At 43.1% G+C, this 26,870-nt stretch carries 28 protein-coding genes; 21 read left to right on the top strand and 7 right to left on the bottom strand.

The window, feature by feature from the left end; all coding sequences use genetic code 11:
• Positions 1 to 56: 56 nt before the first annotated feature.
• Positions 57 to 185, bottom strand: a complete 129-nt coding sequence (locus FS666_RS15530) for an aspartyl-phosphate phosphatase Spo0E family protein (protein WP_144463217.1) — start codon at positions 183 to 185, stop codon at positions 57 to 59.
• Positions 186 to 421: 236 nt separating this feature from the next.
• Between FS666_RS15530 and FS666_RS15525 the strand changes: the two genes are divergently transcribed.
• Both FS666_RS15525 and FS666_RS15520 read left to right on the top strand, forming a co-directional pair.
• Complete coding sequence (locus tag FS666_RS15525; RefSeq protein ID WP_144463215.1) at positions 422 to 904, top strand: CcdC family protein; 483 nt, start codon at positions 422 to 424, stop codon at positions 902 to 904.
• A 57-nt stretch (positions 905 to 961) separates the two neighbouring features.
• Positions 962 to 1,474, top strand: coding sequence for a GNAT family N-acetyltransferase (locus FS666_RS15520; RefSeq protein ID WP_144463213.1), 513 nt, complete (start codon positions 962 to 964; stop codon positions 1,472 to 1,474).
• Here FS666_RS15520 and FS666_RS15515 read toward each other — a convergent pair.
• The 3 genes from FS666_RS15515 to FS666_RS15505 are packed head-to-tail and all read right to left on the bottom strand — an operon-like array spanning position 1,361 to position 2,655.
• Positions 1,361 to 1,792, bottom strand: coding sequence for a fluoride efflux transporter FluC (locus FS666_RS15515; protein WP_144463211.1), 432 nt, complete (start codon positions 1,790 to 1,792; stop codon positions 1,361 to 1,363). The two genes, FS666_RS15520 and FS666_RS15515, sit on opposite strands and share 114 nt — an antisense overlap.
• Entirely contained in the window at positions 1,789 to 2,184 is a 396-nt protein-coding gene (crcB, locus tag FS666_RS15510) for a fluoride efflux transporter CrcB (protein ID WP_144463209.1), read from the bottom strand. The genes FS666_RS15515 and crcB overlap by 4 nt, the downstream gene beginning before the upstream one ends.
• Before the next feature lie 45 nt (positions 2,185 to 2,229).
• A complete protein-coding gene (locus tag FS666_RS15505; protein ID WP_144463207.1) occupies positions 2,230 to 2,655 on the bottom strand; it encodes a DUF2621 domain-containing protein in 426 nt (141 codons plus the stop codon).
• 168 nt (positions 2,656 to 2,823) lie between these two features.
• Between FS666_RS15505 and FS666_RS15500 the strand changes: the two genes are divergently transcribed.
• The 8 genes from FS666_RS15500 to FS666_RS15465 all read left to right on the top strand — a co-directional run bounded on the left by FS666_RS15500 (position 2,824) and on the right by FS666_RS15465 (position 9,833).
• On the top strand, positions 2,824 to 3,042 hold the full coding sequence (locus FS666_RS15500) for a DUF1659 domain-containing protein (protein ID WP_120072423.1): 219 nt from the start codon (positions 2,824 to 2,826) through the stop codon (positions 3,040 to 3,042).
• A 30-nt stretch (positions 3,043 to 3,072) separates the two neighbouring features.
• A complete protein-coding gene (locus FS666_RS15495) occupies positions 3,073 to 3,291 on the top strand; it encodes a DUF2922 domain-containing protein (RefSeq protein WP_144463205.1) in 219 nt (72 codons plus the stop codon).
• A 60-nt stretch (positions 3,292 to 3,351) separates the two neighbouring features.
• Positions 3,352 to 3,489 (top strand): YvrJ family protein, encoded by a 138-nt coding sequence (locus FS666_RS15490; RefSeq protein ID WP_120072427.1) that lies wholly within the window; start codon positions 3,352 to 3,354, stop codon positions 3,487 to 3,489.
• Positions 3,490 to 3,619: 130 nt separating this feature from the next.
• Positions 3,620 to 4,765 carry an exonuclease SbcCD subunit D gene (locus tag FS666_RS15485; protein WP_186306580.1) on the top strand — a complete coding sequence of 382 codons (1,146 nt, stop codon included), beginning with the start codon at positions 3,620 to 3,622 and terminating at the stop codon, positions 4,763 to 4,765.
• On the top strand, positions 4,762 to 7,896 hold the full coding sequence (locus FS666_RS15480) for an AAA family ATPase (RefSeq protein WP_144463203.1): 3,135 nt from the start codon (positions 4,762 to 4,764) through the stop codon (positions 7,894 to 7,896). Before FS666_RS15485 ends, FS666_RS15480 begins: the two co-directional genes overlap by 4 nt.
• 18 nt (positions 7,897 to 7,914) lie before the next feature.
• On the top strand, positions 7,915 to 8,100 hold the full coding sequence (locus tag FS666_RS15475) for a hypothetical protein (protein WP_144463201.1): 186 nt from the start codon (positions 7,915 to 7,917) through the stop codon (positions 8,098 to 8,100).
• Positions 8,101 to 8,330: 230 nt separating this feature from the next.
• On the top strand, positions 8,331 to 8,918 hold the full coding sequence (locus tag FS666_RS15470; RefSeq protein WP_144463199.1) for an undecaprenyl-diphosphatase: 588 nt from the start codon (positions 8,331 to 8,333) through the stop codon (positions 8,916 to 8,918).
• Between the two features lie 192 nt (positions 8,919 to 9,110).
• Positions 9,111 to 9,833, top strand: a complete 723-nt coding sequence (locus FS666_RS15465) for a type II toxin-antitoxin system prevent-host-death family antitoxin (RefSeq protein WP_144463197.1) — start codon at positions 9,111 to 9,113, stop codon at positions 9,831 to 9,833.
• A gap of 250 nt (positions 9,834 to 10,083) precedes the next feature.
• On the opposite strand, the gene FS666_RS15460 is transcribed toward FS666_RS15465, so the two are convergent.
• On the bottom strand, positions 10,084 to 11,901 hold the full coding sequence (locus FS666_RS15460; protein ID WP_244943933.1) for a heavy metal translocating P-type ATPase: 1,818 nt from the start codon (positions 11,899 to 11,901) through the stop codon (positions 10,084 to 10,086).
• A 399-nt stretch (positions 11,902 to 12,300) separates the two neighbouring features.
• Between FS666_RS15460 and FS666_RS15455 the strand changes: the two genes are divergently transcribed.
• The 8 genes from FS666_RS15455 to FS666_RS15425 all read left to right on the top strand — a co-directional run bounded on the left by FS666_RS15455 (position 12,301) and on the right by FS666_RS15425 (position 19,213).
• Positions 12,301 to 14,220 carry a heavy metal translocating P-type ATPase gene (locus FS666_RS15455; RefSeq protein ID WP_144463193.1) on the top strand — a complete coding sequence of 640 codons (1,920 nt, stop codon included), beginning with the start codon at positions 12,301 to 12,303 and terminating at the stop codon, positions 14,218 to 14,220.
• A gap of 118 nt (positions 14,221 to 14,338) precedes the next feature.
• Complete coding sequence (locus FS666_RS15450) at positions 14,339 to 15,058, top strand: EcsC family protein (protein ID WP_144463191.1); 720 nt, start codon at positions 14,339 to 14,341, stop codon at positions 15,056 to 15,058.
• A gap of 180 nt (positions 15,059 to 15,238) precedes the next feature.
• The gene (locus tag FS666_RS15445) at positions 15,239 to 16,189 is read left to right on the top strand and encodes an ABC transporter permease (protein WP_120072445.1); all 951 of its coding nucleotides are present in this window, start codon (positions 15,239 to 15,241) and stop codon (positions 16,187 to 16,189) included.
• Complete coding sequence (locus tag FS666_RS15440; RefSeq protein WP_144463189.1) at positions 16,182 to 17,132, top strand: iron chelate uptake ABC transporter family permease subunit; 951 nt, start codon at positions 16,182 to 16,184, stop codon at positions 17,130 to 17,132. Before FS666_RS15445 ends, FS666_RS15440 begins: the two co-directional genes overlap by 8 nt.
• A complete protein-coding gene (locus FS666_RS15435; RefSeq protein ID WP_144463187.1) occupies positions 17,129 to 17,890 on the top strand; it encodes an iron ABC transporter ATP-binding protein in 762 nt (253 codons plus the stop codon). Before FS666_RS15440 ends, FS666_RS15435 begins: the two co-directional genes overlap by 4 nt.
• A gap of 29 nt (positions 17,891 to 17,919) precedes the next feature.
• Positions 17,920 to 18,876 (top strand): siderophore ABC transporter substrate-binding protein, encoded by a 957-nt coding sequence (locus FS666_RS15430; protein ID WP_144463185.1) that lies wholly within the window; start codon positions 17,920 to 17,922, stop codon positions 18,874 to 18,876.
• Between the two features lie 17 nt (positions 18,877 to 18,893).
• Positions 18,894 to 19,037: a hypothetical protein gene (locus tag FS666_RS19890; RefSeq protein WP_164876319.1), complete on the top strand. Its 144-nt coding sequence runs from the start codon at positions 18,894 to 18,896 to the stop codon at positions 19,035 to 19,037.
• Positions 19,028 to 19,213: an H-type small acid-soluble spore protein gene (locus tag FS666_RS15425; RefSeq protein WP_120072454.1), complete on the top strand. Its 186-nt coding sequence runs from the start codon at positions 19,028 to 19,030 to the stop codon at positions 19,211 to 19,213. Before FS666_RS19890 ends, FS666_RS15425 begins: the two co-directional genes overlap by 10 nt.
• Positions 19,214 to 19,258: 45 nt before the next feature.
• On the opposite strand, the gene FS666_RS15420 is transcribed toward FS666_RS15425, so the two are convergent.
• The gene (locus tag FS666_RS15420) at positions 19,259 to 20,527 is read right to left on the bottom strand and encodes an MFS transporter (protein ID WP_144463183.1); all 1,269 of its coding nucleotides are present in this window, start codon (positions 20,525 to 20,527) and stop codon (positions 19,259 to 19,261) included.
• Between the two features lie 103 nt (positions 20,528 to 20,630).
• Positions 20,631 to 21,101, bottom strand: a complete 471-nt coding sequence (locus tag FS666_RS15415; protein WP_144463181.1) for an Hsp20/alpha crystallin family protein — start codon at positions 21,099 to 21,101, stop codon at positions 20,631 to 20,633.
• Positions 21,102 to 21,495: 394 nt separating this feature from the next.
• On the opposite strand from FS666_RS15415, the gene FS666_RS15410 reads away from it, so the two are divergent.
• The 3 genes from FS666_RS15410 (at position 21,496) to FS666_RS15400 (ending at position 26,743) form a co-directional block, all read left to right on the top strand.
• The gene (locus FS666_RS15410; protein WP_144463179.1) at positions 21,496 to 24,342 is read left to right on the top strand and encodes a 2-oxoglutarate dehydrogenase E1 component; all 2,847 of its coding nucleotides are present in this window, start codon (positions 21,496 to 21,498) and stop codon (positions 24,340 to 24,342) included.
• 38 nt (positions 24,343 to 24,380) lie between these two features.
• Entirely contained in the window at positions 24,381 to 25,640 is a 1,260-nt protein-coding gene (odhB, locus tag FS666_RS15405; RefSeq protein WP_144463177.1) for a 2-oxoglutarate dehydrogenase complex dihydrolipoyllysine-residue succinyltransferase, read from the top strand.
• 299 nt (positions 25,641 to 25,939) lie between these two features.
• The gene (locus FS666_RS15400; protein WP_144463219.1) at positions 25,940 to 26,743 is read left to right on the top strand and encodes a DUF2935 domain-containing protein; all 804 of its coding nucleotides are present in this window, start codon (positions 25,940 to 25,942) and stop codon (positions 26,741 to 26,743) included.
• Positions 26,744 to 26,870: the final 127 nt, after the last annotated feature.

The raw sequence follows: 26,870 nt of genomic DNA, 5'->3' as shown, positions 1-26,870 counted from the left end.
TATACCAAAGGCTGGAGCCCTTTTTGTATTTAGTTACTAGATTTTACTTTCGTAATTCAGGTTAATAGTAAGTCCAGTTCTTCGCTGTATTGAAGTGCAAGTCTTGATGTGAGGCTAACGCTTTTTGTAATTTCAAACAATTCTTTCCGCTTCTTTTCAATTTCCTCACGTAAATAATCTTTCACCTGAAATACGTCCCTTCCTAAAAACTTGCATCTATATATTTTAATTATTTATTTGCCATTTTTATTATAGCAAATATATATCCAACTTTTCTACCATTTTCACGTAAATATATCTTTCTTTTTTCGACTTATTCTGAATTTGTTATATGAATAATGACAAAAAATCTTTGGATGAGTCTTATTTTTGGTATATAATAGGTAAGTGAAAAAATTTATTACATTAAGGGATGACTGGCATGACAATCATTTTTTCGACTGTGGCCGCCCTGTGCATGGGGGTACTGGCCATTTTTGTACGCATGAAAGCGTCCCGGAAACCGGTATCTGCGAAGAAAATCCTTCTGCCGCCAGTTTTTATGAGTACAGGAGCGTTAATGTTCCTTCACCCTTATTTCCGAGTGACAGCGGTGGAAATTTTGGAGGCTGCGACTGTCGGCATGCTGTTTTCCATTCTGCTTATAAAAACGTCCAAGTTTGAACTGCGCGAAGAGGCCATTTACCTAAAGCGATCAAAAGCGTTTGGGTTCATACTTATCGGCCTTCTGCTCATTCGCTTGCTTTTCAAGTCCTTTCTCAGTCAATCGATTGATGTAGGGGAGTTGAGCGGAATGTTTTGGATATTGGCATTTGGCATGATCGTCCCTTGGCGTTTGGCCATGTATTTGCAATATAAAAAGTTAAGTTTAAAATTGAATAAAGATCGATCAGTTTCCATTTGATTCACTATGTAATCCCCCGAAGGGGATTTTTTACTATTTTTAGAGGGTGGGATGGCTATGAGAATTAGAGAAATTATACCTGAAGATGCCGGGAGCTTCCTTGAATTGGCACGGCGGGTAGATGCGGAATCCGATTATATGCTAATGGAAGCAGGAGAAAGGAACATCTCCTTGGAGCAGCAGCGCAGGAAGCTGGAACAAATGGAGCAAGACGGTCATTCGACAATTCTCGTTGCAGAAAATATGGAAAAAGAACTAGTGGGCTATCTGGCAGCATTCAGCGGTAATGCCAGAAGGACCAGACATTCAGCCTATCTTGTCATAGGCATTGTGAAAGAGTATCAGGGGCAAGGGATTGGAACGAGGCTTTTTCAGGAGCTGGAAAAGTGGGCAGTAAAACAAGGGATCATCCGTTTGGAGTTGACGGTTGTCTGTCAGAATCAGGCAGCAATCGCTCTATATGAAAAAATGGGCTTTCGGGTTGAGGGGACGAAAAGAGCTTCGCTCATGATCAATGGGACGCCTCAAGATGAATTGTTGATGTCTAAACTGATAGAGTCTGAGTCCTGACATATAGCCAAAAAATGCGAGCAGGATGCCTCCGAAATAACTGAGAAACATGTAGGCCAATGCCGGCTTCCATTTCTTTTCCCGGAATTGATGAATAATTTCAACTTTAAATGTAGAAAAAGTTGTGTATGAACCTAAAAACCCTACACCCAATAATAGGCTCCATTTTGATGGGGGCATGACCCCCATTAAAAATCCCAGCAAAAAAGATCCGGTCATGTTGACAAAAAAGGTGGATATTGAAGGAAGTTTTTTTGCAATAAAATACCTGGCAATTGCTCCAAAAAAGCCGCCGACGGCGATCAGCAGGATATTCATTTATTCACCACCACTTTCTCTGAACCCTTCTGCCCGATATAAAAACCGCTCCATGCGAGCAGCAAGCCGAAAACTGCACTCAACAGTACATACAGACCTGCGATATAAATGGAAGAGGACTCATATAATTGAACAGTTTCTACACTGAAGGCCGAAAACGTCGTCAACGATCCGATCATGCCGGTTCCAAGCCCGAGCATGATCGTTTTAGGGATCATTTCCTTTTTTTCATTCAATCCCGTCAACAGCCCCAATATAAAACAGCCGCACATGTTTGCTGTAAAGGTGCCGTATGGGAAGGAACCGGACCAAAGATTAATTGAATAAAGGCTGATTAAATAGCGGATAATTGCGCCCGCCATCCCGCCAATGCCCACTGCTACATAATTCATCAAGGTTCACCTTTCAATGGCGAAGGCTTCCATGGATTGGAAGCCTTAAAATAAGTGTTCGTAAGGAGAAATATCGATATTCAATTCATCCATTTTTTTGCGAAGGAATTTATGGTCACGCTTCGGTGTGGCCAGTATATATCCTTTTATTATCGTATCAAGATCGAGGCGTTTTACTTTCTTCACCAGCGCCACTTCCCCGATTTTACCGGCAATTTTATGCCTTGCCACATCCCTGAACAGCTCAGGCACCGGGCTCACCAGTTCATCGAGCAGTTTTTTCTGTTCATCAGTCCAAAGATCCTTTGTTTTCTGGACATAATACTCTTCCCAATCCATATCTGATTTTCCATCTTCTTTTGGAAGGCGTTTCAAAAACTTTCGGAACATGAAAAAGCCGCCGATCCCGAACAAGGTAATTAACACGACCACCCAACAAAGAATAAAAATTAAAAACCAACCATCGAGCATTTCTTTCCCCCCTGATAATACGGGCTTTCGCCATATCACCATTATAGCCAATTGAAAAAGCGGGTGACAAGCTGTTGCCCTTTAAACCAGCATTTTAAACAAATTATTTTTCGGGGTGTCCTTTCTGCAGGTATTCCTGTATATGGAATGTGAAAGGAGGTGAAGCACTTGGCAAGCGCTTTTTTGAAGTCAACACGGCTAAAGCTGGTATTCGAAGTCTTCACTGAGGGGATGGACAAGCCTGTTTATAAAAACAAAATTTTCAGCAACATCCATCGTGACGCGAATGCCGACCAATTATACCAGGCTGCTCAGGCAATCGGTGCACTCTCGGAACACCCGATCTGGGCAATTGAACGAAACGACAGTTTTGACATCGACGCATAATGACGGGCAGCGGAGAAAGGAGGTGAAAATTTGAAAACATTGGAATTACATTTTGTTACGAGCGGCGGCAAGACCGCCAGGATCTCGGTGGAGCAACCGCAGGAGCCGGTAAATCCCGAAGAGGTGAAAGATGCCATGCAGTCAATTATCGACGCAGGGGTATTCATTGACAGCGAAGGAAACACGTATGAAGAAATAAAGGCGGCACGGCTTGTTGAACGTACGGTCACCGAATATTCGTTGAATTAGGTTGATCAGGCTTGGCTCAGTCCAAGCCTTTAATATTTTTAAATGAAAGGAGGCAATATTGTGGAGCAAATTTTGCCCTTCCTAAGTGAAGTTGGATTTCCGGCACTTGTCACTTTTTATTTATTGTACCGGATTGAAACGAAACTGGAAGACGTAGTTCAATCGATCCAGAGCCTTCCGGAAAGGATGGAAAGATGAACAGTTTTCTCAAGAGGGCAGATGTAAAGCCGGTCGGATATCTTCTGATCGGCTTTTTTCCTGTTTTCAAGAGATTAACGGATCCATTTTGCTATAATAGTAGATATTTAGAGGAAAAAGGGTGATGATGGTGAAAATCATTCATACTGCCGACTGGCATTTGGGGAAGCTGGTACACGGCGTCTATATGACAGAACAGCAAGAGACGGTTCTGGAGCAATTCATTGAACTCGTCGCTGAGGAACGACCGGATGCTGTCATCATTGCAGGTGACCTGTATGACCGTTCTGTGCCTCCGGTTGAAGCTGTCCAACTCCTTGAAAAAGTGCTGTTTAGAATCAATGTGGAACTGAAAACCCCGGTTCTTGCTATTTCCGGCAATCATGACAGCGCAGAACGCCTGGCGTTCGGATCTTCCTGGTACCGCCACAGCGGCTTTTACCTGAATGGAAAGCTGTCCGATTGTTTTGACCCCATTCGGATCAATGATGTTCATTTTTATCTTGTCCCTTATGCAGAACCTGGTGTCGTCCGGGAAGTGTTTCAGGATTCCAGCATTCATTCACACCATGATGCGATAGGCAGGGTGACGTGGGAAATAGAAAAAACGATGGATCGTGAAGCTGTTAACATTCTTGTAGGACATGCTTTTGTGACAGGAGGAAAAACGACCGATTCGGAGCGGATATTATCCGTCGGAGGCTCCGGTTGTGTTGATATAGATTGCTTCAGCCCTTTTACATATACTGCTCTTGGCCACCTGCACAGCCCGGATGCAATCAGGCATGAGACGATCCGCTATTCCGGCTCGCTTTTAAAATATTCTTTTTCTGAAGCCAGACAGAGAAAAAGCATTTCAATCATTGAAATTGATGAAAGCGGCCATTTGACAATAAATGAGAAATCCCTCATACCTCAAAAGGATATGAGAGAGATTTCAGGATACATAGATGAGTTGCTGGACCCGGCATTTTACGAAAGTCAAAAACTGGATGACTTTTTGAAAGTGACCCTTTTAGATGAAGGGGCATTGCTCGATCCGATCAATAAGCTGCGGGCGGTTTACCCGAACATTCTGCACTTGGAAAGAAAGATAGAATCAGTTGATTTGAAGAAAAGGCAGGCGCTCCGTTCTGTCCAAAGCGAAAGAAAAACGGAGCTGGATCTTTTTTCAGAGTTTTATCATGAAATGACAACGAGTGAATTTACCGAGCAAAAACAGGAGTTGATGAAAGAGGTAATCGACAGCGTCCGTAAGGAGGTGCTCCTTGTATGAGGCCGCTTAAATTGAAAATGCAGGCTTTCGGCCCATATGCAGGGTTAGAGATCATCGACTTTACCCAATTGGAGAACAGGACGATGTTCGTCATATCCGGGAAAACCGGTGCCGGCAAAACGTCTATTTTCGACGGGATCAGTTTTGCCATATATGGCAAGGCAAGCGGGGAAGACAGGAATGGGGCAGATTTGCGCTCCCATTTTGCCAAGGACGAGCTTCCTACGGAAGTGTCACTGGAATTTCAATTGAGAGATAAGATTTATTATATTTGCCGCTCCCCACAGCAGGAAAGAAAAAAGGCGCGAGGAGACGGTTATACAACAGTTAATGCAAAAGCGGAGCTGTACCTCGTTGAAGAGTCGGGCTCAAAAAAACTGCTGGCGGCAAATGTAAGGGATACGGATGAAAAAATCAAAGAAATCATTCAGCTCGACGCGAACCAGTTCCGGCAGATTTTAATGATTCCCCAAGGCGATTTCAGGAAGCTGCTGACATCGGACAGCAAAGAGAAAGAAATTATCTTACAGCGTCTTTTCCATACTGGGCAATTTAAGAAAATAGAAGAGAAGCTCAAAGAGAAGGCAAGTTTACTTAAAAATGAGGTGGAAAGCGGCATCGGCCAAAGGAGCCAAAAGCTGAGGGAGATTTTTTCGAATGGAAATGATGAATTGGAAGAGGCCCTTGCCGAACCCACTCCAAGTGATACGGTCATCCTCCCTCTGCTGGAAACAATCACAGGGGAAATGAAACAAACATCAGCCGAACTTGAAAAGAAGATAGAAGTTAGGCAAAAACATCGCGATGAGGCAAAAAGAAAGGTAGATGAAGCGGAAAATATATTGAATGAAATGAACAGCCGTGATGCTTTGAAGAAGCAGAAAGCTTTGCTCGATGAAAGAAAAACACTCATCGATGAAAAGAAAATAGCGGTGGATCTTGCCCGGCGCGCGGGCAATTTGGCGCATCAAGAGAATATATGCCAACGGTTGAAAAAAGAGATCGACGACAGGACAGCAAAAAAAGGTAAGATGGAAGAAGAATTGGCTTTTACAATAAAAGCCAAAAACGCTGCAGATGAAAAATTAAAACGGGAAGAGAAAAACAGGGACAAAAGGGAGAAGCTTCATGCGGAATTGACCCGGTTGGAAAGCCTGCGAGAGGATGTTCTTTCATTTTCCAAGCGAAAAGCGGATCTCAAGCGTTTGGAACAAAAGGCAAAACAGTGTCGCAAAACGCTTGATGAAACCAAGAGGAAAGCAGCTGAATGGGGACAGGCGGTTGAGAAACAGCAGGACGAACTAAACAAGCTAAGACAGCTCCAGGATAAAAATATTGTATTAAAAGAGGAAAAGCTTCGCATTGAACAAATTATTGGCCATCTTCATCAACTGGCTGTTTCAATGGAAAAGGAACAAGCCGCAAATACATTGCTCGTTCAGCGTGAAAAAGAGCTTCAGCTGGCAAAGTCAAAAGCTGAAGACGCATTGGAAACATTGAAACACATTGAAGAGAAATGGTATTCGGGACATGCGGCAATCCTCGCCGGCAAGCTTGAAAGCGGTTGTCCATGCCCTGTCTGCGGATCTTCAGAACACCCGGCGCCTGCTTACACATCAGGCGATTATGTCAGTGAAGAAGATTTTGAAGCGGCAAAAAAAGATGCACACGCAATAGAAGAGCAGCTGGCTGAAATTCGGCAAGAGTGGATGAAGGCAAAAGCGGATGCGGATTTATGTGCGAAAACTGTTTTAGAAAGAGTGGATGAGGCAAAAATTTTCTTGCCTGATTTAAAGCTTGAGGAAACTCCGCTCCATTTGCAAAAGCTGGTGGGTAAGGAACAAGAATTATCCAATCAGCTGGAGAGCAATACAATGAAGACAGATAAAATTCCCGAAAAGGAAGCCAGAATTACGCAGCTTGCCGGAGATTTGAAGGATTTGAACAGCACTTTGGATAAAATGGCGGAAAAAGAACGGGAAGCCGCCAATCAATTTATGGAAACAAAAGCGGCCCTTCAGAGCCTCGCTTTTAATCTTCCGGAAGGGCTGGAAACGAAGGAGCAATACGAAAACAGGCTGTCGGTGTTGCAAAAAGAGATAAAACAATTGGATGATGCATTAAAACAAGCTCAAGAAGACTGTTCCAAACTGAATGAACAGCTGGCAGCACAAAAAATGGCGCTTACAAATATAGAGGAAGATATTGCAAAGCAGCAAAGCTCATTGAACAATGAGCGGGAAAAGTTTTTAAACCAGCTCCATCAAGAGGGATTTACTAATTACGCCGAATATGCCGAATCCAAAAAAGATTCAGCCTGGATTCAAAATGCCGAAGAGAAAATCAAGGCTTATGGCGAAGAATATCGCTCTGTTACAGATCGGCTTAAGGACTTTGACGAGCGCTTAAAAGGAATCGATCGGCCGGATATCGAAAAATTGAATGTGGAATTCAGAGAACAGGAAAAAATGCTGCTATCCATGAACAACCAGCTTTCAACAATGTTGATGAACATACAGAAAAACGAGAGTATCCGGTTGGATGTCCAGCGGTTGAATGAACAGATCAAAGAATTGGAGAAACAATATGAAATCGTCGGGCATTTATCCGATATAACGAGAGGGCAGAATACATACAGGCTCACTTTTGAGCGGTTCGTGTTGGCCTCGTTTTTGGATGATATTCTGGCAGCTGCCAATGGAAGGCTGTTGAAAATGACGAGCGGGCGATACCAGCTTTTGAGAAAGAAAGAACGTTCAAAAGGGAATGTTCAAAGCGGGTTGGAACTGCTTGTATTTGACCAATATACCGGGCAGGAGCGCCATGTTAAAACATTATCAGGCGGTGAAAGTTTTAAAGCAGCGCTTACCCTTGCACTTGGGCTGGCTGATGTTGTGCAGGAGCATGCAGGAGGAGTCTCGCTGGAGACGATGTTCATCGATGAAGGGTTCGGCACATTGGACCCGGAATCCCTGGACCAGGCCATTGAGGCATTAATGGAAATCCAGAGCAGCGGAAGGCTTGTCGGTATCATTTCTCACGTTCCGGAATTGAAAGAGCGGATTGATGCCCGTTTGGAAGTGCTGGCTGGCCAAAGCGGAAGCAGTACTGAATTTGTGTTTCTATCATGATTAGGAGGTGCAGTCCTCTTGGAGAAGACTTTTTATATCGCGACACAGGCGTTTGGCTGGTTCATATCCATCAGCTTGGCAGTCTTTGCCGTATTTGCATTTAAGCTGAAGTATCCTTTCATTGGAATCCTTTTGATCCTTATATTTCTTGCTTCATGTGTGGTCAATTTTTTATTCAGGAAAAAGTGGAAGGAAACGTTATGATTGGAAAATAGATTCCCGTTCTGGCGGGCGAAGGCCGTGAAAAATATATTGACACATCAGGCTACGGAGAAGAATATGCCGGCGAAAGAAGATACATTGAAGAATAGTCATAACAAGAGCCATCCACCAAGCTTAATTCCAGTGGATGGCTTTTTCATTAAAATTTGAAGAATTCCCATCCTGCAATGTGTTATAATGAAATACCAATTTTTAATAAAGGAAGATTTAAGATGAACTTGGATTATCGGTTATTTGAATTGATCAATCAATTTGCAGGTGAAAGCCATACGCTTGACCAGACAGTCATGCTATTTTCAAAGTTTGGGCCCATTTTATTTGGACTTGTTTTTGTATGGTTGTGGTTTTCAAAGTCCGGGAATACTGTTGACAACAGAAAAGTTGTCTTGTATGCATTAACAATAACTGTCATAGCCCTTGGAATCAACAAGGCGATTGAACTGATGTATTTCCGCCCACGGCCGTTTGTTACATATGCGGTCAATCTACTAAGTGACAAAGCGAATTCAGACCCTTCATTTCCGAGCAATCATTCTGCCGGGGCTTTTGCAATTGCCTGCGCACTGTTTTGGTACCGAAGGCGGATTGGAAGCGTCTTGTTGATCATGGCTTTTTTTATGGCGCTGTCAAGAATCTATATCGGTGTCCATTATCCTTCGGATGTTACCGCCGGCGCGCTCATCGCATTGATTGTAACAGTTGTAATCATGTCACAAAGACGTTTTCTGGACCCCATTTATCAAAATATTATTCTGGCATTCGGAAAATCTAACGATACAACAATCAAAAGAAATTTATGATGTTATTAAAAAAACTTAACGAAAAGAGACGTGCATGCTGCATGTCTCTTTTTTTGTTGACGTACTGCAAAATGAATTCGTTGTTTCGGCGGGATGGACACGCTATTTTAGCTAATATTCATATTTTTCGGTTGTTCAATAGCTAAACATTGGATATAATCGAATCAGATTAGCTATTTTGAGGTGACTGCCATGAAAGTGCCTTCGACTGAGGTGCAGAACAACTTTGGCAAATACTTAAAGTTTGCGGAAGCCGGTGAGGAAATCATCGTGACGAAGAACGGACGGGACGCTGCAAAAATTATCCGGATTGAAACGGAATCCTCCCTGGTAGGAGAAGACGCGCCGGAATACCGTACGGGCAGGGAATGGGTGACCTATGAAGAATACCTGGATCTGGTCGAAGAGTCGGAACAGCGGTATGAGCTGATCGATGGATCGCTGTACAACCTGGCATCGCCAACTTACGCCCACCAGCATGCGATTCATGAATTGCACGGTATTTTCTACACTTGGTTCAAAGGCAAGAACTGCACGCCCCTTACTTCTCCCTTCGACATCAAACTTGTGAAATCGGAAGACAACATTTGCGTCGTTCAACCCGACATCGTGGTGATCTGCGATAAGGAAAAGATCGACGAAAATGGCAAATACCAGGGCGTCCCGACATTGGCCGTTGAAGTGTTATCCCCGTCCACAAAGCGAAAGGACTTGATCACCAAGCTGGAACTGTACCTGGTATGCGGCGTGAAGGAGTACTGGATTGTCGATCCCCGAAACCGGACCGTGACGGTGTACACGCTGGACGGGCAGGACATTGTGGAAAACAGGATCTTCGCCAGCGGTGCCGACGAGTTTGCCCAGTCGTTTACCTTCGGCGGGCTCAGCGCACGGCTGCAGGATGTATTTGGATGAGAAAAGACTCCGGCAAACCGGTTGCATGTTCTATTTGTGTGTGTTTAAAAGGGGTTGTCCGAAAAGCGTAAATCCCCTGATACTCAATAATTAAAAACCTTGATATATCAAGGTTTTTTAGAACAAGAAAAGGGGTGTCCAAAAGTCAAAAAAATGACTTTCCGGACAGCCCCTTTTCCGTTTTATCGTCCACTCCACCACTATATAAAAGAACATTTACCGTTCGGTAATTTGTGATATTGGCAGCACTTCAGTTTTTAAGCATACGCAGCCCGTTCAAAATGACAAGCAATGTACTTCCCTCATGTCCTATGACACCGAGCGGCAGATTGACAATCTGCAGGAAGTTTGAAGCGATCAGCACCAATATCACAGAAACCGAAAATGCGATGTTCTGCTTAATGATGCGGCTCATCTTTTTTGAGCGCGCAATCGCCTCTGGAATCCGTTTCAAATCATTTTTCATCAATACAACATCAGCTGTCTCAAGTGCTATGTCCGTTCCGCCGCCCATAGCTATGCCGATATCTGCCGTTGCAAGAGCCGGAGCGTCATTGATGCCATCGCCGGTCATTGCGACAGGACCATAGGTATCTTTTAATTTTTTGATTTCAACCAGCTTTTCTTCAGGCAGTGTATTAGCCAGGAAATGATCCAGTCCGGCCTCTTTGGCGATAGTACTCGCGGCGCCTTCGCCATCCCCTGTAATCATGATGGTATGAAGGCCAAGCTCCTTTATTTTTTGGACAGCTTCTTTTGCTTCATCCCTAATGACATCTTTGAAAGTGATGATTCCGGCAATCTGATCATCGTATCCTGCAAAAATAATTGATTTTCCTTCTTTTTCAAACTCAGCAGCCTTTTCTTCAAAAAAAGAATCACGGTTTTCCGAAACGAATGAAGCTTTGCCAATTTTCCATTTCACTCCACCAACCCAAGCAGATACTCCTTTTCCGGGAAAATCATCAAGGTTATCAACGGGAAGCATTGTTATTTTTTTATTTTCGGCATAATGGACGATGGCGGACGCAAGCGGATGGGTAGACAGCCGTTCGATGGAGGCTGCTGCCTGTAAAAAGCTTGTCTTGTCCATACCTTCACGAACCATGACATCAGTGACTTCATGCTGTCCCTTTGTCAGCGTTCCGGTTTTATCAAAAGCAATGGCTTTTAATGCTGCAAGCGACTCCAGGTGACTTCCGCCCTTGACCAATATGCCTTTTTTCGCCGAGGAGGCAATGGAGGACAGGGTGGCCGGCATAATGGATGCGACCAATGCACAAGGGGAAGCTACGACGAGCAGGACCATGGCGCGATATAGGGTCTCTTTCCAATCCCAGCCAAATAGATAATGAGGAAGAAACAGCATAAGGACAAAAACAATCAAAACGATTCTTACGTAAGTTCCCTCAAATTTTTCAATAAATTGCTGGGTGGGTGACTTTTCGCTTTTCGCCGCTTCAACCAGTTCGATGATCCTTTGGAAGAGCGTATCTTTTTGTTCCTTTGCCACTGTAACGGTCAGAGCTCCGTTCACGTTTACCGTTCCCGCAAAAACCGTATCTCCCCTTTGTTTTCCGACGGGAACCGACTCGCCTGAAATGGCCGCTTCATCAATGGATGAATGCCCTTCTTCGATAACTCCGTCAACAGGAATTCTCTCACCCGGCTTCACAGATATTAAATCGTTAATCTTCAAATCTGCCACAGGTACAATTTTCTCACCGTCATCTGTCACTAATACGGCCACATCCGGCTGCATTTTAACAAGTGAGGACAATTCCTTTTGGCTCTTGTTCATGGAATATGTCTCCAATGCACCGCTCAATGCGAATATGAAAATTAAAATGGCGCCTTCAGCCCAAAATCCGATGATGGCAGATCCGATTGCTGCCATAATCATTAAAATTTCCACATTCAGTTTTTTGTTTTGAACAAGATCCGTCAACCCTTCTTTGGCTTTATAAAATCCGCCTATCAAAAAAGCCGGGATAAAAAAGAAGGCCGATAAAGATGGCAGTAAAAAACCGGCTCCGATGAGGATGCCGCTAATTACAGCCGCAGTCAATTCGCCATGCTTTTCAAAAAAAGCTGTGATGTTTTCTGCTTTTGTATGATCCAGCTTTCATTCAGCTCCTTTCCAAAAAAGCTCCTGCTTATTTATATTGATTATAACTTATCTAAAGAGAAACAACACGAAAAGACCATGAGCGCCTTTCACCGAAAATTATTTGGTTGGTTTAATAAAATTCAGTAATCATTAATTGATAATAATTATCATTAGCAAATAAAGGTTAATTGCACCGATCCAATCATCACGAGGTTAATACTAATAATCATTATCAATTAGAATAAAATATTCTCATTTAAAAGTTGACTTAGTGTAACTTTTTTAATATGATATCTATATAATAATAATTACAAAGTATGCAATGCGAATGACCAATAATCAGGGAGGTGCAAATATATGAATCTTGATGCTCAAACGATTGAAAGTCAACATGATTTTCGAAAGGTAAATCCCTTAGAAAAACTAAAAGTCAATGGAGAGCTTATTGCCGCAATAGTCAGCGGAGTATTTATATTATTTGGATGGCTGCTCGAAAAAAACAGCATGGAGAGTGCATCGGTCGTTCTTTTCCTGCTTGCCTTTGTTATTGGCGGCTTCGCTAAAGCCAAAGAGGGATTGGAAGAGACCATAAAACATAAAAAGCTGAACGTGGAGCTTTTGATGATCCTTGCAGCTGTCGGTTCAGCCATTATCGGCTATTGGACAGAGGGAGCCATCTTGATTTTTATTTTTGCACTGAGCGGGGCTTTGGAAACATACACGATGAATAAAAGCCGTAAGGAGATTTCTTCTTTGATGGATATTCAGCCGGAAGAAGCGTGGCTTTGGATGGATGGAGAAATAAAACGGGTCCATGTTTCAGAACTGGATGTAGGGGATTTGATTTTGATCAAACCGGGTGAAAGAGTTCCCTCCGACGGCAAAGTTGTCAGGGGAAACACCACACTGGATGAAGCAGCTATTACAGGTGAATCTTTGCCGGTATCAAAGGGGATTCAAGATGAAATATATGCCGGAACGTTAAATATAAATGGTTCCATTACCGTCCGGGTTACAAAACATAATGATGAAACTTTATTTCAAAAAATCATCCAGCTTGTCCAGTCGGCCCAAAGTGAGAAATCCCCTTCGCAGCTCTTTATAGAACGCTTTGAAGGAAAGTATGTCAAGGCAGTTTTAATTGTCGTTTTTCTCATGATGTTCATGCCGCACTATACTTTTGGTTGGAGCTGGAACGAAACGTTTTACAGGGCGATGATCCTGCTGGTAGTCGCATCTCCCTGTGCGTTGGTTGCGTCTATCATGCCTGCGACGCTGTCCGCCATATCAAACGGTGCAAAAAAAGGGATACTTTTTAAGGGTGGAAACCATTTGGAGCAATTGGGCCATATCAAAGCCATCGCATTTGATAAAACCGGAACACTGACAAAAGGACAGCCTGAAGTTGCAAATTTTATTATCCGTGAAGGGCAAGACAGTGATGAAGTGCTGCTTAAGGTAGCTTCAATTGAAAAGCACTCCAACCATCCCCTGGCAAATGCGATCGTAAATTATACTCAAAATAAAATAACTGCACCATTGATAGATCTGGAAACGGTAGAAGATGTTGCAGGTCGGGGGATAAAGGCAGTCATTAACGATGAAAGTTGGAAAATTGGAAAAGAAGATTTTGTTGAAATAAGCGAGTATGACCAATTTTTGACAGAAAGTGCAAAAGAGTTAGCAAATGAAGGGAAAACCATTGTCTATGTCCAAAAAGATGATAAATTGGCTGCGGTTATTGCATTAAAAGATATGGCCAGACAAGAATCGCTGAAGGCCGTCGATCAGTTGAAAAAACAAGGTCTTTTCACGGTGATGCTTACTGGGGATAATGAAAAAACCGCGAAGGTGATCGCCTCTGAGAGCCATGTACAGGATTTTATAGCGAATTGTCTGCCGGAAAATAAAGTTGCGCAGCTTAAAAAATTGCAGGAAAAATACGGGAGTGTCGCGATGGTGGGAGACGGAATCAACGATGCACCGGCACTGGCCGCGTCAAATGTAGGTATTTCAGTAGGAGACGGTACAGATGTTGCCCTTGAAACGGCTGATATGATCCTGATGAAAAATGACTTGCTGCGTATACCGGAAGCGATAAAATTATCGAAAAGAATGGACCGGATTATAAAGCAAAACATTTTCTTTTCGATCATTGTGATCGCTTTGTTAATCTTATCAAACTTTTCCCAAGTCATTGATTTGCCTTTGGGGGTTATCGGACATGAAGGAAGCACGATCCTTGTTATTTTAAACAGCTTGAGACTTTTGAAATAAGCCGCTCCAGCTAAAGGAAGGCCCGCCTGGAAAGCATTCATATGGAACAAGTCACAAGTATGAAACCTTCCCGGGAAGTATTCGTATACATGATTAATCATAATTAAGGATGAGTTATATGAACGAATATGAGAAAGCTGTAGCGGAAGAAGTTCAAAAATGGATGAGAAAAGTCAACAAGCGTTCAAGTCTTTTGAACAGGATCTCAAAAAAGGCACAAACAAAAGTGAATGGGCTGATTCCGGAAAAGTTCCATGAAATCATGACCGAAAGTATTAAAAATATGGTAAAAGCAACACTTGTCGGATCTGACTTTCTTACTAAGAAAAATCAGGCATCAGAAATGAGTTTATTTGAGCGGGATGAACTGGTTAAAAGAAAATTGGATGCTTACCGGAAAACCGCAGTCATAGAAGGGGCCGGGACTGGAGCGGGCGGGATATTGCTCGGATTGGCGGATTTCCCATTGCTCTTATCAATCGAAATGAAATTTTTATTTGAGGCGGCTGCCATTTATGGATTTGATACAAAGGATTACAGAGAGAGACTGTTTATTCTTCATGTTTTCCTGCTTGCTTTTTCAAGTGATGATACCCGTAAAAAAACGTTCCACATCATAGAAAATTGGGAAGAGGAAAAGGACCGGCTTGCTTATATGGACTGGCGCGAATTTCAACAAGAGTACAGAGACTACATTGACTTAGTGAAAATGTTACAGCTGATCCCGGGTTTTGGTGCCATTGTTGGTGCATATGCCAATTATAACTTGCTCGATCATTTAGGCGAAACTGCCATGAATGCTTATCGGCTTCGGATTTTAAAAGAAAATTTCATATGAATCAATTACAATCGAAGGCGTTCCAGGGGAGCGTCTTTTTTTCTTTTAAAAAATGAATTGAGAGAAATTCTCAATTAATTCATTGACTCTTTTAAAACAGGTGATATAATTAACATGAGCTTAAGTGATAATGATTATCATTCGCCTCAATACTACATAGAAAATGTTGGTGGGTGATCTGTGAAACTTAAATATTTATTGCCAATCCTATTGGTATTATGCATTCTATCTTTATTTCTGGGGGTAAGCAACATATCTCCTCTCGACCTGCTGGATCTTCAATCAGAGGAGACGCAGGTATTCCTTATCAGCCGCCTGCCGAGATTGCTTTCGATTATATTAGCGGGCGCGGGCATGAGCATTGCAGGCCTCATCATGCAGCAGTTGAGCCGCAATAAATTTGTTTCACCGACCACAGCAGGTACGCTCGATGCAACAAGACTGGGAATCCTCGTTTCCATGCTATTGTTTGCCAATGCGACGATGCTGGAAAAAATGGCAGTTTCATTCGCCTTTGCCCTTGCGGGATCCCTGTTGTTCATGCAGATTCTTGACCGAATCAAATTCAAGGATGCAATCTTTATTCCGCTGGTCGGGCTCATGTTTGGCAATATTTTATCATCGGTCACAACGTTTTTCGCATATCGGGCTAATGCCATACAAAATATCTCTGCCTGGCTGCAAGGGGATTTCTCCATGATCATGAAAGGACGCTACGAGCTGCTGTATATCAGTATACCTGTCCTTTTACTGGCATACTTATATGCCAATCGGTTTACTCTGGCCGGAATGGGAGAGGATTTTTCGAAAAATCTGGGGCTGTCCTATAAGCGAATTGTCAATATCGGACTGATTTTAGTGGCCTTGATTACAACAACAGTTGTTTTGACAGTTGGAATGATCCCGTTTCTTGGTTTGATCATTCCGAATATCGTATCAATTTTCAAAGGCGACCATCTGCAAAAAACATTGCCGCATACAGCTTTGCTTGGAGCGATTTTTCTCCTCATTTGTGACATTTTGGGACGCGTTCTCATTTATCCTTACGAGATATCCATCAGTTTGATGGTGGGGATTATCGGCAGCGGCATATTCTTATATTTGCTTTTCAGGAGGAAGGCCTATGCGTAATTCTGTTAAGATGGCCCTACTCTTCCTTGTCGCCTCGGGTCTTTGCCTGCTTTATTTATTCCATGATTTAAACGGAAGCTTTGATTATGCACTGCCCCGGCGGGCGATTAAAGTGCTTGCGATGGTTATTACAGGCGCCGCCATTGCCTATGCGACGGTTATTTTTCAAACAATTACACATAATCGTATATTGACCCCAAGCATTATGGGACTGGATTCTTTATATTTGCTCATTCAAACCTTTTTTATATTCTTTTTAGGTTCTGAGCATATAACCGTTGTGAATAAACAGGTGAATTTTCTCTTATCAGTTGTTGCGATGATCATTTTTGCATTGCTGCTATATCGATTTTTATTTAAAAAAGGGCAGCAATCCATCTATTTCCTTCTTTTAATAGGAATTATCGTCGGTACTTTTTTTCAAAGCATCAGCACTTTTTTACAGGTATTGATCGATCCGAATGAATTTTTAATTGTTCAGGACCGGATGTTTGCCAGTTTCAACAATGTAAACGGTGATCTTGTATGGCTGGCGCTTCTTTCCATCTTATGCGTATTTGCTGTTGGCTGGCGGTCTGTCAGCAGCTTGGATGTTATGTCACTCGGCCGTGACACCGCCATAAATTTGGGAATTTCCTATGATAAAACAGCAAGGCAGATGCTTGTGCTGACTGCAATTCTCATTTCAGTTTCAACGGCGCTCGTCGGCCCGATTACTTTTTTTGGATTGATTGTTGCCAATCTGGCTTATCAATTTTTCCATACCTATAAGCACCGCATTCTCATTAGCGGAGCCATCCTTTTGAGTATTATCGCCCTTGTAGGAGGACAATGGGCCGTGGAGCGGATCTTCACTTTTTCCACGACGCTGAGCGTGATCATTAATTTCGTCGGTGGCGCTTATTTTCTTTACTTATTGCTGAAGGAGAGTCGATCATCATGATTGAAGTCTTGAGGTTATCCAAATTTTACGGAAAAAATAAAGTGGTCGAAGATGTATCTGTTAACATTCACAGCGGTCAAATTACGTCTTTTATCGGTCCGAATGGCGCGGGAAAATCAACCTTGCTTTCAATGGTCAGCAGACTGCTTGATGCAGATACAGGCGATGTCCTGCTGGACCAGACCAATATGAAAAAAATGAGATCCAATGATCTTTCAAAAAGGGTTTCGATTTTAAAGCAGTCCAACTTTGTGAATGTTAAACTGACGATCAGGGAGCTTGTTTCTTTCGGGAGGTATCCATATTCAAAAGGCCGGCTGACTAAAGATGATCAACTGATGGTTGATCAGGCGATTGAATATATGGAACTCACGGATATCCAAGACTCCTATCTTGATGAACTGTCGGGCGGCCAGCGCCAGCGGGCTTTCATTGCCATGGTCATTGCCCAGGATACAGATTATATTCTGCTTGATGAGCCGCTTAACAACCTGGATATGAAGCATTCAGTCCAAATCATGAAAATTTTGCGCAGGCTTGTAGATGACCTGGGCAAAACCGTCGTCATTGTACTGCATGATATCAACTTTGCCTCTGTTTATTCGGATAGGATCGTTGCGATGAAAAACGGGAGAGTGGTTAAAGACGGCCCGACGGAAGATATTATTCAATCTGAAGCGCTGAAAGAAATATATGACATGGATATACCGATTAAAAATTTAAACAATTGCAGGATTTGTGTGTATTTTAATTCGTAGATCAGTAGATCGAAGGAGATTCATTAAAAATGAAAAAGTGGACATCATTGATCATGCTATTGATAGCTGTAGTTGTTTTTGCGGCTTGCGGATCGAAAGAAGAAGGCCAGTCCAGCAGCGGAAATGACTCAGATAAGGAAAAACAAGCTGAAGAAATGACAATCAAACATGAATACGGGGAAGCAGCCATCAAGAAAAACCCGAAAAAAGTCGTTGTCTTTGATTTTGGTGTACTTGATACTCTTGATGAATTGGGCGTTGAAGTAACGGGTGTACCGCAGATGGGAATCCCTGCTTATCTTGAAAAATATGCCGGCGATGACTATACGAATGTAGGAAGCTTGAAGGAACCTGATTTTGAAGCCATCCATAAGTTGAATCCGGATGTCATCTTTATTTCCTCCCGCCAGGCTGAATTATATGATCAATTTGCCGAAATTGCCCCTACCGTATATATGGGGATTGACTTTAACAATTATACAGAGTCTTTTAAAGACAATATGAATACGCTCGGCAAAATTTTTGATAAGGAAGAACAAGTCAAAACAGAGCTTGAGGATATCGACAGCCAAATTGCTGCTGTGAAAGAAAAAACAGAATCTCTTGATAAAAAAGCGTTGGTCGTATTGGCAAATGAAGGAAAAGTAAGTGCCTATGGCCCCAAATCAAGATTCGGCATAATCCATGATGTGTTCGGTTTTAAAGCAGCCGATGAAAACATCGAGGTTTCAACACATGGCCAAGGTATTTCTTTTGAATATATTTTAGAAACAAACCCGGATATTTTGTTTGTGATTGACAGGAATGCAGCGATTGAAGAAAATGCTGCCCCTGCAAAAGATTCAATTGAAAATGACTTGGTGAAGAAGACAACCGCTTATAAAGATGGAAAAATCATTTACCTTGATGCAGATTACTGGTACCTTTCCGGCGGAGGTCTGCAGTCTATGAAGGCAATGATCAAGAGTGTAGAACAAGCTTACTGATAAAGGGGGCCGCTGCAATGGATGCAGCGGCTTTTACACGTATTGAAGAAGGAAAAGTACGGCAGGTTATGCCGAGAACCGCTCTCTCCATAAAGAATAATTTTCACTTTCTGTTACATGATATAAGAAAAATGTCAGGGAGTGATTTAAAGTGGACTTGAACCGCATTAAGCAAATTTTATCGTCATCAGCCGATATTGAAGTGAAATACAATGGTGTATCTGTATGGATTGATAAAATTAATGAAGATGGAAAAACAGCAACTGTCCATTTACGGGGGCCCAACAAATTTGAAGAAAGGTCCCATGCTGAAATATCCCAATTGCTGGAGGAGTAGCCTCTTAATTTCAGGAAGTAAAAGGAACGCTGCCGCGGCAGCGTTTCATTCAAGCGCCGGATTTGTTTTTGGCGCATTTTTTTCTTTTTCAGGCTTGATCGCCATAAATGCCAGAATTGCCGAAACGGCACTCAAGCCTGCCAATAGGAAGATCATGCTTTTACTTCCTTGGTTCATCATAATGGCAATCACCGGCGGCCCTGCTGCCACTCCCGCAAATCTCATCGAACTGAATATCGAAGTGATTGTGCCTCGCATCTCTTTTTCAATACTTTGGGTCAAAATGGCGTCAAGGCAGGGAAGTGCCGCTCCGATTCCTATTCCGCACAGCGCAAAAACGGTGATTAAAAAAATGAATTTCTTTGATAATAAAGCAGTTATGATCATGCCTCCCATTAACACGATTCCGAAAAAAGTGATCCATTTCATTTTTGGCAGGCTGTCTTTAATCCATTTGCCGGAAGTAAAAGATGCAATACAAAGGGAGGCCAGGGGGATTGCGAGCAAAAGGCCCTTTTGGATACCGTCAAATCCGTAGTCGTCTTCCAAAATGGAAGATAAGTAAAAAAGCATGCCGAACAGCACGAACATAAGAATGGCACCAATGACAAACACCGCAGTAAGCCATCGCCAGTGTTCGGAAAAAATCTTTTTTATATTTATCAGGAACCTTCCAAATGAGAGTTCATGCTGATCATCTTTTGGTTTTTTTACCAGCAACATGATTAGCAGGAGAGAAATAAGCGAAAATACAGGTATGGACAAAAAAGGCAGGAACCAAAGTATTCCAGCAAGGAAAGAGCCCAGAATGGGGCTTAGTACTTTTCCAAAAGTGTTGGATGTTTCCACAACGCCGAGGGTGGCACTTACGTCCTTATCCCTTTTGAACATGTCACCAATAAGCGGAAGCACGATAGGGAAGGCACCGGCTGCTCCCACACCCTGCAAAATTCTTCCTGACAGAATGATGAAATAAGGTGAATCCATTTTCCATGCTGCCCAACCTGCAATAAGCCCCCCGATTCCCGCAATAATCAAAGACGGGATGATGACGATTTTTCTCCCGAACTTATCCGATAAAAAACCGGCTATTGGAATCAGGAAAATGGCCACTATTGAATAGACAGTTATGATAAGACTGGATTGCAGTTTTGTGATATCAAGCTTTCTTTCCATTAAAGGCAGCACCGGAATCAGCATGGAGTTGCCCAATGTCATAATGAGCGGAATAGAAGCGACGGATACGATGGACCACTTTTTTTCGGCAAGCTCACTGTCTGAATGGCCAAATTCCAACTTATCAAATGTTGTCATGCATTTTCCTTTCAAAGTGAAGTATAAGAAGTAATAATATGCCCCGATTCCCGCTTTTTTATCACGACAGACATTTTTCAGATGGAAATGCTGGAAATTCCCATTATAATTTTTCGGAAATATCAACCTCGGTATATTGCATATCAACGTTTTTGGGGATTTGCACTTCAAGAATAAGGTCTTTCACCAAGGCTGTGGCACCCTTCCTTTTGACGAGGCATGGCAGGGTGATCGTATGTCTGTCTCCCATTTCAAAAAAATTTTCAATGATGGCCTGGTTGGATGTATGGAAAAATTTCATCCGTTTTTGCTGTTCCTCGCTTTGAAGCTTTATCCGTATGAATACATAATCAAACGTTTCGAAAACGTCCGCATCCGGCTTGGTTTGCCGGCCTTGATCAGCGGTTGAGGCATTAAAGGGGTTTGCAGTCTCTGTTTCAGCCGAGTTGTCCCATTGGGAGGGGATATATTTTTTGATCATATCATTTACATAAGATTGGATGTCCGCCGGCTTCATCTGTTCTGTCATCTTTTTTAAATCCTCATTAAAAGGAAATTTCCCCCAAGGAAACACTCAACCACCCCCTTGAATAAATCATAATAGTATATGCGGAACGTCGAAAACGCGCAACAACCAAGGCCTTGCCGGCAGAATAAGAGGGAAGAGGCAATTATATTTGAATTTTTCTTGGAGAGTAGTAAGATGGTATATGGAAAATTTGACATAAATGTGTACAGGCTGTGATTTTTATAAGTTGAAAGCTGATTTTGAACCGATATTATGCATAATTTGATTGAATTTGTCTAAAAAATGACATTTACCTTTTACTAAATTAGCCGCAGTGATAAAATGGAATTGCACTTGAGGTTTGATTAGGTTGACCCGTATTATTTTGGCCGGATTTATAAAATACACAACATCCGGTTTAAAAATAAATTAAGAGCTTCATGATGGAGGTTTTTAACAAATGAGCAGACAAGCGTCTTATCAAGAATCGCCTTGGGCACAGTTTTCCGGGCCGAATCTTGGCTATGTAATGGAGTTGTATGAACAATACCTCAAAGATCCTGACAGTGTCGATCCTGAAATGAAAGAGGCATTCGATCAATGGGGTGCGCCGGCTACGGCCAAGCAGGTTGAAACGACTGAAGGGCAGGCAGACGTCTCCTTCCAAATGCCTGCGACGCACAACCGGCTGAGCAAGCTTGTTGCCGCTGTCAAATATGCGGATAATATTCGTACATATGGCCATCTGATAGCGGATATCAATCCGATTCGCCGCAAAGACAAGAATACAAGAAGGCTTGAGCTTTCTGAATATAATTTGACGGAAGAGGATTTAAAACAGATTCCGGCTTCATTTATTTCTCCTAATGCTCCATCTAATTTGAAGGACGGACTTGATGCGATCAATCATTTAAAAGAAGTATATACAAAAAAACTTGCATTTGAATATAATCATGTCCATGAATTGGACGAAAGGAACTGGCTGCAGCAAAATATTGAAGAAGGCGGGTATTTTGCGGAACCGAGCAAAGAAAGAAAAATCAACTTATTGACGCGTCTGGCTGAGGTGGAGGGCTTTGAAAAGTTCATTCACCGTACATTCGTCGGGCAGAAACGTTTTTCAGTCGAAGGCCTGGAGACACTTATTCCTTTGATGGATGAAGTCATCAGTCTTGCTGTAGAAACCGGCACCAGGACTGTCAATATCGGAATGGCGCACCGCGGCCGCCTAAATGTTTTGGCCCATGTGCTCCAAAAACCGTATAAATTGATTTTCTCCGAATTTCAGCAGGCACCCAATAAGGAACTCATTCCGTCGGAAGGTTCAATCGGCATCACGTACGGCTGGACGGGAGACGTGAAGTATCACCTTGGTGCCGACAGGAAGTTGAAGCGGGGGACGACTGCAACAACAAGAATCACCCTTGCCAATAACCCGAGCCATCTTGAAGTCGTCAATCCTGTCGTGGACGGTTTTACCCGGGCTGCCCAGGAAGACCGCAATGTACAGGGCTATCCAAAGCAGGATATGGATAACTGCCTTGCGATTGTCGTTCATGGTGATGCAGCTTTTCCCGGAGAGGGGATTGTGCAGGAAACGTTGAATATGGGACGTTTAAAGGGATACAATACCGGCGGTTCCATACACATCATTGCCAATAACATGATTGGATTTACAACCGAAAGCAGTGACTCACGTTCGACATTATATGCTTCCGACGTCGCGAAAGGCTTTGAAATCCCGATTGTGCATGTTAATGCCGATGATCCGGAAGCTGTCCTGGCTGCAGCTGCTTTGGCTCACGAATACCGGCAGTCTTTCCATAAGGATTTCATTATCGATTTGGTCGGATACCGCCGTTACGGACATAATGAGATGGATGAGCCGATGGTGACAAATCCGCTTATGTATAACACCATTAAAAAGCATTCTACTTCCAAGGAAATTTATGCGGAAAAACTAATCCAAGAGGGGCTTCTGACAAAAGAAGAAGTTGAAAACATTGATAAGGATATACAATCAATCTTGCAAAAGGCATATGACAACCTTCCAAAGGCGGACGGCAATCCTGATATTGTCATGAATCCTCCTGAAAATGTAGTCAAAAAGCTTCCGAAAATCGATACCTCGGTTAATATCGATGATTTGGAAACGATCAACCGGGAATTGATCACATGGCCGGAAGATTTCAATGTTTTCCCGAGGCTTGAACGGATTTTGCAAAGAAGAGCGAATGTAATTAAAGAAAATGGGAAAATAGACTGGGCACACGCCGAGGCTCTTGCGTTCGCATCAATACTGAAAGACGGCACTCCGTTAAGAATGTCGGGGCAAGATTCGCAGCGCGGTACCTTTGCACAAAGGAATCTTGTGCTCCATGATGTAAAAACAGGGGAAGAATACATTCCGATGCATCATTTATCCGGTGTCAATTCCTCATTTGCCCTATATAACAGCCCGCTGACTGAAGCCGGAGTAGTAGGATTTGAATACGGCTATAACGTCTTTGCCCCGGAAACTCTGGTTATTTGGGAGGCGCAATTCGGTGACTTTGCCAACATGGCCCAAGTATATTTTGACCAATTCATTTCTTCCGGCAGGGCAAAATGGGGGCAAAAATCAGGACTGGTCCTTCTTTTGCCGCACGGTTATGAAGGCCAGGGACCGGAGCACTCAAGCGGACGGGTGGAAAGATTCCTGCAAAGTGCCGCAGAGAATAACTGGATTGTTGCCAACTTGTCAAATGCGGCCCAGTATTTCCATATCTTAAGAAGACAGGCAGCGATATTGAACAAAGATGAGGTTAAACCGCTTGTCATCATGACTCCGAAGAGCCTGCTCCGTCACCCGCTTGCCTCTGTGGAAGTGGAAGAATTAACGGAAGGATCGTTCAAGTCCGTCATGGAACAGCCGGGCTTGGGAGAAAACCACGAAGCGGTCGAACGGATCGCACTTTGCAGCGGAAAAATAGCTATTGACTTGGAAGAGCAGCTGAAAGATGAAAAGGACGTGGATTGGCTGCATATTTTAAGGGTCGAGGAACTCTACCCATTCCCGAAAAATGAAATTGCAGATATTTTATCAAGGTACCCAAATCTGAAGGAGATTGTCTGGGTGCAGGAGGAGCCGAAAAATATGGGCGGCTGGCTTCACGTTATTTCTTATATAAGGGAGATTAGGCCGGAAGGCGTCGATATTAGATATGAAGGACGCCGGAGACGTTCAAGTCCATCGGAAGGCGACCCATCTGCCCACAGAGAAGCTCAAAGCCGTATCGTACAATCAGTGTTTACAAAATCAGAATGATTTTGAATACATCCGTTAAACTTAGAGGAGGATAAAAAGTGGCCGAAATTAAAGTACCTGAACTTGCAGAATCTATCATGGAAGGGACCATCGCACAATGGTTAAAAAAACCGGGCGATTACGTTGAAAAAGGAGAATATATTGTCGAGCTTGAAACCGATAAAGTAAACGTGGAAATCATTTCGGAGGAAGCCGGAGTAGTTAAAGAGATTAAGGCAGAGGAAGGCGAAACAGTCAATGTCGGCGATGTGATTGCAATTGTCGATGAGAGTGCTTCGGCTAATGCTGCTGCGGCGCCGGAAGCAGCCCCCAAACAAGAACAGGCTGCAGCTCCTGAGCAGCCAAAAGCAGAGCAGGCCCCAGCCCCGGCACAGCAAGAAGAAAAGCACGAGGCAGATTCGAAGGAGCGCCCGATCGCTTCTCCGGCTGCACGTAAATTGGCCCGGGAAAAAGGCATCGATTTAACAGAAGTCCCGACTGTCGATCCGCTTGGAAGGGTACGGAAACAGGATGTAGAAGTCTATTCAAATCAGCCTAAACAGCCTGCTGCAGCTCCCCAGGCAAAACCTGCTGCAGCCGTCCAGGATGTGCCGGGAAAACCGGTTGAACGCGTAAAGCTTTCACGCCGCCGCCAAACAATAGCAAAGAGGCTTGTTGAAGTCCAGCAAACGGCAGCCATGTTGACTACATTCAATGAAATCGATATGACAGCAGTCATGGAACTGCGTAAACGCAAGAAAGACAAGTTCTATGAAGAGCATGATGTAAAACTTGGATTCATGTCATTTTTCACAAAAGCCGTTGTAGCGGCATTGAAAAAATATCCTGCAGTCAATGCGGAGCTGCAGGAAGACGAGCTTGTCTATAAGAAATATTATGATATTGGAGTAGCTGTTTCGACGGATGAAGGGCTTGTCGTGCCGGTCATTCGCGATTGTGACCGCAAAAACTTCGCTGAAATTGAGGATGACATCCTGAAAGTAGCGAAAAAAGCGCGTGACAATAAATTGGCGCTCAGCGATTTGCAAGGCGGAACATTTACGATCACAAATGGTGGTGTGTTTGGTTCCTTGCTGTCTACGCCAATTTTGAACGGAAATCAAGTCGGTATATTAGGAATGCATACGATTCAGACACGGCCTGTTGCCATTGACGCGGAAAAGATGGAGAACCGTCCGATGATGTATGTGGCTCTATCATACGACCACCGTGTCATTGATGGAAAAGAAGCGGTCGGATTCCTGGTCACAGTTAAAAAGCTGCTGGAAAATCCGGAAGACCTTCTTCTTGAAGGATAGTTAGAAAAGCGCAAGCGCCTTGCCCATCGACGTACAGACTGGAGTGCCTCCGACGAGATAAAGGAAACACGGCGAGGAACGAGCCGATGTTGACTTATCGTAGGAGGAGGTGCGAAGTCTGCTAGTCGATAGGCGCTGGAGCTGGACATAAAGCAATTGATTTAAATAGAAAACTTAGTTCCTTCCTTTTCAAAAAGACCACTGTTCATCAGGTGGTCTTTTTGTGTGCATTTAAAATATCAAAGGCTGGGGGTGAATAACCTTATAGGGAGGATACAAAAAGGGGTGAAGGAAACTTGATGTTGACACTGCAAGAGCTTAAATTTGAGCACGAGTTCTGGCTGCAAGTGCTTGGTGATCATTCAAGGTTTATACTGGAGTCTTTAAGCCCTTCAGAAAAAAGGGATATTGACCAAGCAAAGGGATTTAAAAGAATATTTGATGAACTGCTGCATGAAGCCCGGAAAATGAATGATATAAAAGGTATGTTGACTTTGACCTCCCGCGCGGAAGAACATGTGAGCCATTTAAAAGTTTTTAAACTTTCGATACTGGAAAGGCATCTTGTCAAAAAGATTAAAATTCATTTATCTCCAACGTTTATCAACCACATGATCAATGAATTGGAGGAGTATGAAAGGATTATCGGTTATTTTAAAAAAGAGGAATCGCCGCCGGTTGTCCACGAACTCCATCACCATTTGCTCTGGCTCCAGGATGCTTATGGACATGCGGGGGCCATTAACGATAATATGGATGCTGCTGAAAAGAGGCTGAAGGAAAAGAGTCAAATATTTACGGAGCATTTTGAGGCTTTTTATTTAAAAGCTGTTGAATTTGCCGGTTATTTGCGGACAAAAATGTATGAATTTCCGGCATTGGCACGGTTGAACAACGATGCGAAGCTTGAGATCGAAGCATTTCAAATGTTTTTAAATGAATTGCTTGAGCTTGATATATCTGCCGAAGCGCTTGGGACCTTTCCTGCCCTCATGGCGGACCATATGTACAGGGAGGAATGCTATTACCTATATAAACTGGCTGAATCTACAAAGGAAACCGCACCTCCTTGTAATCCCGCCAAACCGCGGATTGAAAAGTAAAATTGATTTATGATACAGATATGTTAACAAGAAAAGCGCAAGCGCTCGTTTAGCGAAGTTTGCCAGTCGCTGAGCGCTGTAGCTAGACAAAGATAAGTTATCCACAGACATGAAATTTTTATAATTT

The organism is Siminovitchia fortis (genome assembly GCF_007681465.1).
GTDB lineage: Bacteria > Bacillota > Bacilli > Bacillales > Bacillaceae_C > Siminovitchia > Siminovitchia fortis.
The sequence above is the reverse complement of the archived record's forward strand: the minus strand, read 5'-3'. Positions and strand labels throughout refer to the sequence as shown.

Coding starts and splice junctions, on each gene's coding strand:
- FS666_RS15525 (WP_144463215.1), top strand. CDS start 422: ATGACAATCATTTTTTCGACTGTGGCCGCCCTGTGCATGGGGGTACTG.
- FS666_RS15520 (WP_144463213.1), top strand. CDS start 962: ATGAGAATTAGAGAAATTATACCTGAAGATGCCGGGAGCTTCCTTGAA.
- FS666_RS15515 (WP_144463211.1), bottom strand. CDS start 1,792: ATGAATATCCTGCTGATCGCCGTCGGCGGCTTTTTTGGAGCAATTGCC.
- crcB (WP_144463209.1), bottom strand. CDS start 2,184: ATGAATTATGTAGCAGTGGGCATTGGCGGGATGGCGGGCGCAATTATC.
- FS666_RS15505 (WP_144463207.1), bottom strand. CDS start 2,655: ATGCTCGATGGTTGGTTTTTAATTTTTATTCTTTGTTGGGTGGTCGTG.
- FS666_RS15480 (WP_144463203.1), top strand. CDS start 4,762: ATGAGGCCGCTTAAATTGAAAATGCAGGCTTTCGGCCCATATGCAGGG.
- FS666_RS15470 (WP_144463199.1), top strand. CDS start 8,331: ATGAACTTGGATTATCGGTTATTTGAATTGATCAATCAATTTGCAGGT.
- FS666_RS15465 (WP_144463197.1), top strand. CDS start 9,111: ATGAAAGTGCCTTCGACTGAGGTGCAGAACAACTTTGGCAAATACTTA.
- FS666_RS15455 (WP_144463193.1), top strand. CDS start 12,301: ATGAATCTTGATGCTCAAACGATTGAAAGTCAACATGATTTTCGAAAG.
- FS666_RS15450 (WP_144463191.1), top strand. CDS start 14,339: ATGAACGAATATGAGAAAGCTGTAGCGGAAGAAGTTCAAAAATGGATG.
- FS666_RS15440 (WP_144463189.1), top strand. CDS start 16,182: ATGCGTAATTCTGTTAAGATGGCCCTACTCTTCCTTGTCGCCTCGGGT.
- FS666_RS15435 (WP_144463187.1), top strand. CDS start 17,129: ATGATTGAAGTCTTGAGGTTATCCAAATTTTACGGAAAAAATAAAGTG.
- FS666_RS15430 (WP_144463185.1), top strand. CDS start 17,920: ATGAAAAAGTGGACATCATTGATCATGCTATTGATAGCTGTAGTTGTT.
- FS666_RS19890 (WP_164876319.1), top strand. CDS start 18,894: ATGGATGCAGCGGCTTTTACACGTATTGAAGAAGGAAAAGTACGGCAG.
- FS666_RS15420 (WP_144463183.1), bottom strand. CDS start 20,527: ATGACAACATTTGATAAGTTGGAATTTGGCCATTCAGACAGTGAGCTT.
- FS666_RS15410 (WP_144463179.1), top strand. CDS start 21,496: ATGAGCAGACAAGCGTCTTATCAAGAATCGCCTTGGGCACAGTTTTCC.
- FS666_RS15400 (WP_144463219.1), top strand. CDS start 25,940: ATGTTGACACTGCAAGAGCTTAAATTTGAGCACGAGTTCTGGCTGCAA.